This window comes from Nocardioides hungaricus (assembly GCF_054782915.1).
Map to the genome: position 1 here is coordinate 69,097 of NZ_BAAGRO010000034.1, position 6,162 is coordinate 75,258.

Consider the following 6,162-nt stretch of genomic DNA (forward strand, 5'->3'; position numbering starts at 1 on the left):
GAGGAGAGACACGATGTTCATCGAAGCCATCTCCGAGGTCGCCACCCAGCTCGTGGCCTCTGGAACCATCAAAGCCGAGGGCGTCGGCGACGTGTGCGCGTCGGCGCCGACCGGTGTCGCGCCGTACGTCAACGACGTTCTCGGTTGGGTCAAGTACGGCGTCATCGCCATCATCATCGGCGCCGGCTTCGCCTCGACCGGGGCGTTGATCGTGGGCAAGTTCGGCCAGATGGGCCGGGCGGCTCAGCTCGGTGCATCGGGCCTGTTCTGGACCGTGATCGGGGCGATCGCGTTCGTCACGATCTACGCCATCCTCAACGGCATCGTCGGGAACGGCTGCTGACATGTTCCACCGGACCCGGCACGTCTACCAGACCAGGTTGGCTGACCCCGACACCGAGTGGACCCGCATGCGGCTTCAGGCCCTGCTGGGTGTCGCGGTGGTTGTAGGCCTCGCGTTGATGGCGGGCGGCGTGTGGTCGGTGGTCAGCATGCTCACCGGCTCCTCGCCCAACAACGATGCCGCGTCCACTTCGGCACAGTCCGCACAGGACCAGCTCGCGGACAAGCAACTACCCGAAGCGCCGCTGGAGGCGGCACAGCCCGGCACCCTGTCCTCGGGCGAGACCGGCACGCTCGAGATGCCGGCGCCCATGGAGGTGGGGGAGGTCGGGGTTGCGACCGGGTACCCACACACGCCGGAAGGCGCCCTGGCTCAGCTGGCCGCGATCGACACGACCGCCCTGTCCTCCGCCTCGGTTCGGGTAGCCCAGGACGTCATCACCCAATGGGCCGCACCAGGGGGTCCGACGGCCGAGAGCTGGTCAGGGGTTCAGGGGTTGGCCGCGCTCTTGGAGTCGGCCGGGATGTCCTCGGACGCCCAGAACACGATCACGATCGCCGTCGAACCGAAGATGGGTTTCATCAAGGGCACGGTCGGTGACGACTTCGTCATCCCGTGCATCGACTTCATCATCACCGCAACCACCGCGACGGGACAGCCGCAGCAGGTCGCGGCGGCTGACTGCCAGCGCATGGTGTGGCAGGAAGGCCGCTGGGTGATCGGCGAAGGCGATGAGCCGGCACCGGCTCCGTCGCTGTGGCCCGGGTCCCAGGCTTCCTTCGACGCTGGTTACCAGTGGCTGGAGGTACCGCAGACATGAGCGCGCAGACCATTGCGGGCATCGTCCCGATGATCGATCTCAACCCCTTGCATTGGCTCGGCGACAAGGCCAAGGAGGGCCTGGCCGACGGGTTCACCTCGATGATGCTGGGCATCTGGTCGGCCGGCGTGTGGCTGCTCAAGACGGCCTTCGGCCTGATCGACAGCTTCACTCCCAGCGTCGAGGACCCCGACCTGGCCAAGCTGTACTCGGTCACCTTGTGGATCGGGCTGGCGATCGCGCTGGTAGTGGCGTTCGGCCAGATCGGCCTAGCGGTTCTCCGGCAGGACGGCCGCGGGTTCGGCACCCTGGCAGCCGGAGTGGTGCAGTACGGCGTTGTCCTGGCCTGCTGGATCACCGTGTGCGCCGGACTCATCAGTGCCGCCTCCGCGCTGACCGAAGGCATCTTGGACACCCTGCTCGGAGTCGACAGCTTCTCCGGCTACGCGGCCGGAGACGACTTCGTCGACCAGGTCAGCGGAACCGTCCAGGCGGCCACGCTTGGGATCTGTTCTCTGTTCATCCTGATCCCGGCGGCCTTCGGACACATGGTGATCATGATGGTGCGTTCGGCAGCGTTGCTGATCCTGGTCGCCACCACGCCGATAGCGGCTGCGGGGGCGCTGTCGGAGGGCACGAAGTCGTGGATGTGGAAGTCGATCCGCTGGTTCTTGGCGTGCGTGCTGATGGAGCCGCTGCTGGCGCTGGTGGTGGGGATGGGCACGCAGTTCGCGTGGGCAGGCATGCCTGACGGTGAGGAGAAGGGCATCGGAGACAGTCCGCTGCACTTCGCCTCGACTTCGGAGAACATCGGCATGTCCGTGGTCGGGTCGATCATCATGCTGGTGGCCTGCTTCATGCCGATGGTCCTGTTCCGGCTGCTCGCCTTCGTCGACCCTGGCACCGCCTCGGGTGCCTCGTTCCGGTCGACGATGAACGCCAACGGCGGCGTCTCCGGCCTGTTGAAGGGCAAGGGCGCCGGAGCCGGCGGCGCGGCGGCCGGGTCTGGTGCAGCCAGCGAGACCGCCTCCGATGGGCGCACCACCTCCGAGAACGGTGCTGATGCCGAGACCGCGAACCGGTGGCAGTCCTCCAAGATCGGAAAACTCGGCGGCAAGGTCGGCGGGGTCGTCGGCGGCGCGATGGAGAAGACCGGGAAGGTCGCCCAGGCCGGCGCCTCGATGGGCGTCGACGTGCTCGGCCAGTCCGGCATCGGGAACCAGGGCTATTACCCGACCGAGCACGACCCCAAGCAGAGGAAGCAGAAGCACAACCAGCGGCCGTTCAACGACACCAACGGCGACGGTGTCGCCAACGACATTCCCCCCGAGGCCCAGGCCGCAGTCGAGGATGGAGCGTTTATCGCATGAGCGTTTACGGAGCATCGGCAACTCGAGACCGGCAGGCCTGGCTCTTCGGGCTCACCGGCCCGCAGTTCTTCTTGGTGCTGGCCTCCGGGTTCCCGACTTGGATGGCGATCGCCGTCGGGCAGTGGATCGCGCTGCTCGCCCTCGTTCCGCTGTGGGGCGTGGTCGGGCTGCTGATCTGTCTGCCGATTCGGGGCCACTCGGCCTTCCAGTGGATCGGGGTTCTGTTCCGGCACCTGGCCGGGGCAGCGTTCGGCTGGTCGCGGTTCCAGTCCAAGGCAGCGGCCGGCGACCTCGACCTCGGCGACGGGGAGAGCGATGAGGACGACGGCGACGCGGGAGAGGCAGACCTGCCCGGCATCCTGGCCAGCATCGAGATCCACGACGGCCCGCCCATGACTGGGCAGACCGCCCGGCCAGCCATCATCAAGAACAAGGCGAACCGCACCTGGGCGGCCACCGCGCGGGTCGTTCACCCCGGCATCGGGATGAGCGACGAGGCAGACCGGTTCCGCATGGGAGCCGGGCTGACGGAGATGCTGGAGGCCGCGACTGCTGGCAACCAGATCGACCTGGTCGTGGTGCAGGTACGCACTGTCCCCGACGACGGCACCGAGCGCGACGAGTGGGTGCGTCACAACGCACGCCCCGACGAGCCGGAGGTCTCGGCAAGGGTCAACACCCAACTGGAGGCGATGACCGCCGGCGCCGCGGTGCGCCGTGAGGCGTTCGTGACCGTGGTGGTTCGCGAGGACGTCATCAGCAAGGACGCCAAGCGCGCCGGCCGGGGCGTGGTGGGCCGAGCTCGCATCCTGTACTCGGTGCTGGCCGAGGTCGAGGCCCGGCTGACCGGCTCGATCGGCTGCACCCGGGTGAACTGGCTCGACAGCTCCGAGCTGGCCATGGCGATCCGCACCGGGTTCGAGCCGGGCGATGCGCCCGCTCTCGCGGACGCAGCCATCCACCACCGCGACGACCCGTCGATCGCGGCCGGTGTCCCGGTCGCGGCGGCGGGTCCGACCAACGCGTCGACCGCGCTGCGTTCCTACCGGCATGGAGAGTGGGAATCGATCTCCTCCACGATCCTGCTTCCCCGCAAGGGTGCGCGGATGGGTGCGCTGGCGCGGGTGCTGGTGCCCTCCCAGCCGGGCGAGCGGCGCGCAATGACGGTGTTCTACCGGCCGGTCTCACAGCAGGCCGCCGATCGGGCAACCGGCCGCGCGCAGATGTCGGCGGTGATGGCCGGGACGCTGCGAGAGAAGGCCGGCAAGGTCGAGCGCGCCAAGGACCGCCAGTCGGTCGGAAAGCTGCACGAACGCGACGAGAAGCTGGAGAGGGGCCGCTCGCTGGTCAAGGTGTCCTCCGCGGTCTCGATCACGGTGCCGGCAGGCTGGAACGTGCAGGACTTCGGCCGTCGTCTCGACGCGTCGATCCGCATCAGCGGCTTCACACCGCTCCCTCTCGACGGGGCACACGACGCGGCCTTCGCCGTGTCCGCGATCCCGTTGGGGGCGGGCCTGCCGAAGAAGCGTCGCTGAACCCGAGAAGCACCGCAGTTCGGCTTGACCTGAAACAGCCCGGCGTCAGATGTCCGATCTGGCGGCCGGGCTGTTGCTTCTCCGGACATGGACCACCAAACCGACCAGTTGAAGGGATCGCCTGTGATGCGATCGAGGAACCGCGCGGGCCGGAGCCAACAGCCTCCGCTGGTCGGTCGCCTGCACGAGGTGGCGACCAGCCCAGTCCCGCCGGCGGCGCCGGTGTGGTGGCAGCGAGCTCACCAGGTCGGCCAGGCGCTGATCCCGGACCCGCAGATGGTCGTGGTCGGGCAACTCGGCCGAGGCAGGAAGTCCGTTCTCGCGAGGCGGCTTTACCTCGAAGCCATGCGCCGGTCGGGACCGCCGGTGATGGTGCTCGACAAGGCGCCCGCCTCGAAGCCGCTCGACCTCTCCTCAGTCACCAGGCGCGTGCTGGACCTGCTCGCGTGGGGACCTGGTCCGTCGAGTTCGTCGAGTTCGTCGACGGGGGAGTGGTGAGCGTGTCGGCGACCAAGACCCGACGCAAGGGCGGGACCAAGAACGCGCGGACGGCGTCGCGGACGATCGACGACCTGCTGGCGGACTTCGGGACCACGATGCCGCGCAAGGCGGCTCCGCTGGCGGAGCCGCCTGCGGAGAAGCTGTTCCCCGGTTCGGTCAAGCCGAACGGTGTTCGCCGGATGGGGCACGGCTGGGCTGCCACGATGCCGCGGTTGGCCGGCTATCAGATGACCTCGGAAGAGACCCCCGTTCTGTGGCCGCTGATCTCCGGCGACGGACTCCCGCCGTGGGGTGCGGAGATGGGCTACGACGTGCTCTCGGGTGGCAAGTTCTACTGCGACCCGATGGGGTGGGTGCTCGACGACTCGATCCCGGTCACCAACCCGAACATCTTCATCTTCGGCAAGCCGGGACGCGGGAAGTCCGCGACGGTCAAGGCGTTCATGCTCCGGATGATCCGCTACGGCTACCGGTCCCTGGTGCTCGGCGACGTCAAGGACGAGTACGAGGACCTCGCCCGGTTCCTCGGCGTCGACCCGTTCCGAATCGGCCCCGGTCTTGCGGGCCGGATCAACCCGCTCGACCTCGGCCCGCTCGGCGTGGACTGGGAGAAGCAGACTCGCGAGGAGCAGCACCGCCGCGCCACCGTGATCTTCAACCGCTGGCTGTTCCTGATGCGGGGCCTGATCGGCTCCCAGGGCGTGACTTTCACCCCGACCGAGGAGCGGGTGATCAACAAGGTGCTGCGGCACCTGACCGGCTGGTCTAACGGTGCATCCCGGCTCAAGCCGGTGACCATCCCGCAGGTGTGGGCGGCACTGGACTCGCCCACCAAAGACCTGGTCGCCGATTGCCGCTACTCCTCCGAGCAGGCCTTCTACGACGGCACCCGACCCCTGCGCGACGCACTGGGCGCCCTGTGCGAAGGGTCGCTGCAGGGCATGTTCGACACCGAGTCGACCTTCAACCCCGACTGGCGGGCACCGATCCAGACCCTGTCGCTTCGCTCCTTGCACGAGACCGGCAACAAGGTCGCAGTCGGCATCGCGCTGATGTGCCTCAACTCCTGGGGCCAGGGCATGCGCGAGACCGCCTCGGCGGGCGATCGCCGAATCGTGCTGCGTGACGAAGCGTGGCTGCAGACCCGGCTGTCGCTGGACGCAGTCATGGCGCTGGACGCCAACCTGAGGCTCTCCCGCACCGAGGGCGACATCCAGCTCGTGACTTACCACAAGCCTTCCGACCCGCTCTCGGCCGGCGACGAGGGCAGCCAGGCCGCCCAGATCGCCAAGGACCTGCTCAACCTCTCCGACGTCCGGATCCTGATGGGTCAGGACGAGTCGGTCGCCGACGAGCTCGGTCGATTGATGGGCCTGTCCGAGATGCAGCAGAGCGTGATCACCAACTGGGCGATGCAGGAGAAGGGCCGTGCCCTGTGGATGGTCGGCGACCAGCGCTACAAGGTCCAGACGCTGCTCACGCCTCTCGAAAGGCGGCTCACGTACACCAACGACGCGATCGACCCGGCACTTTAGAAGTTCGCGCGAATTTTGACGGTTCTGCGACGAACCTGAGCATGGGCAGCGTCCCCTC

At 68.0% G+C, this 6,162-nt stretch carries 6 protein-coding genes; all 6 read left to right on the top strand.

Features of this window, described 5'->3' with window-relative positions:
* The first annotated feature begins 13 nt into the window (after nucleotides 1-13).
* The gene (locus ACYVKX_RS15160; RefSeq protein WP_460833960.1) at nucleotides 14-343 is read left to right on the top strand and encodes a hypothetical protein; all 330 of its coding nucleotides are present in this window, start codon (nucleotides 14-16) and stop codon (nucleotides 341-343) included.
* 1 nt (nucleotide 344) lies between these two features.
* On the top strand, nucleotides 345-1,163 hold the full coding sequence (locus tag ACYVKX_RS15165; protein WP_460833962.1) for a hypothetical protein: 819 nt from the start codon (nucleotides 345-347) through the stop codon (nucleotides 1,161-1,163).
* Complete coding sequence (locus ACYVKX_RS15170; RefSeq protein ID WP_460833964.1) at nucleotides 1,160-2,533, top strand: hypothetical protein; 1,374 nt, start codon at nucleotides 1,160-1,162, stop codon at nucleotides 2,531-2,533. The genes ACYVKX_RS15165 and ACYVKX_RS15170 overlap by 4 nt, the downstream gene beginning before the upstream one ends.
* Nucleotides 2,530-4,068 carry an SCO6880 family protein gene (locus ACYVKX_RS15175; protein WP_460833966.1) on the top strand — a complete coding sequence of 513 codons (1,539 nt, stop codon included), beginning with the start codon at nucleotides 2,530-2,532 and terminating at the stop codon, nucleotides 4,066-4,068. The genes ACYVKX_RS15170 and ACYVKX_RS15175 overlap by 4 nt, the downstream gene beginning before the upstream one ends.
* A 189-nt stretch (nucleotides 4,069-4,257) precedes the next feature.
* A complete protein-coding gene (locus ACYVKX_RS15180) occupies nucleotides 4,258-4,566 on the top strand; it encodes a hypothetical protein (RefSeq protein WP_460833969.1) in 309 nt (102 codons plus the stop codon).
* Nucleotides 4,515-6,104, top strand: a complete 1,590-nt coding sequence (locus tag ACYVKX_RS15185) for an ATP-binding protein (protein ID WP_460833971.1) — start codon at nucleotides 4,515-4,517, stop codon at nucleotides 6,102-6,104. The genes ACYVKX_RS15180 and ACYVKX_RS15185 overlap by 52 nt, the downstream gene beginning before the upstream one ends.
* Nucleotides 6,105-6,162 lie beyond the last annotated feature (58 nt).

Bases quoted from the DNA above. Each gene is read 5' to 3' on its own strand.
- ACYVKX_RS15160 (WP_460833960.1), top strand. From the start codon at position 14: ATGTTCATCGAAGCCATCTCCGAGGTCGCCACCCAGCTCGTGGCCTCT.
- ACYVKX_RS15165 (WP_460833962.1), top strand. From the start codon at position 345: ATGTTCCACCGGACCCGGCACGTCTACCAGACCAGGTTGGCTGACCCC.
- ACYVKX_RS15170 (WP_460833964.1), top strand. From the start codon at position 1,160: ATGAGCGCGCAGACCATTGCGGGCATCGTCCCGATGATCGATCTCAAC.
- ACYVKX_RS15175 (WP_460833966.1), top strand. From the start codon at position 2,530: ATGAGCGTTTACGGAGCATCGGCAACTCGAGACCGGCAGGCCTGGCTC.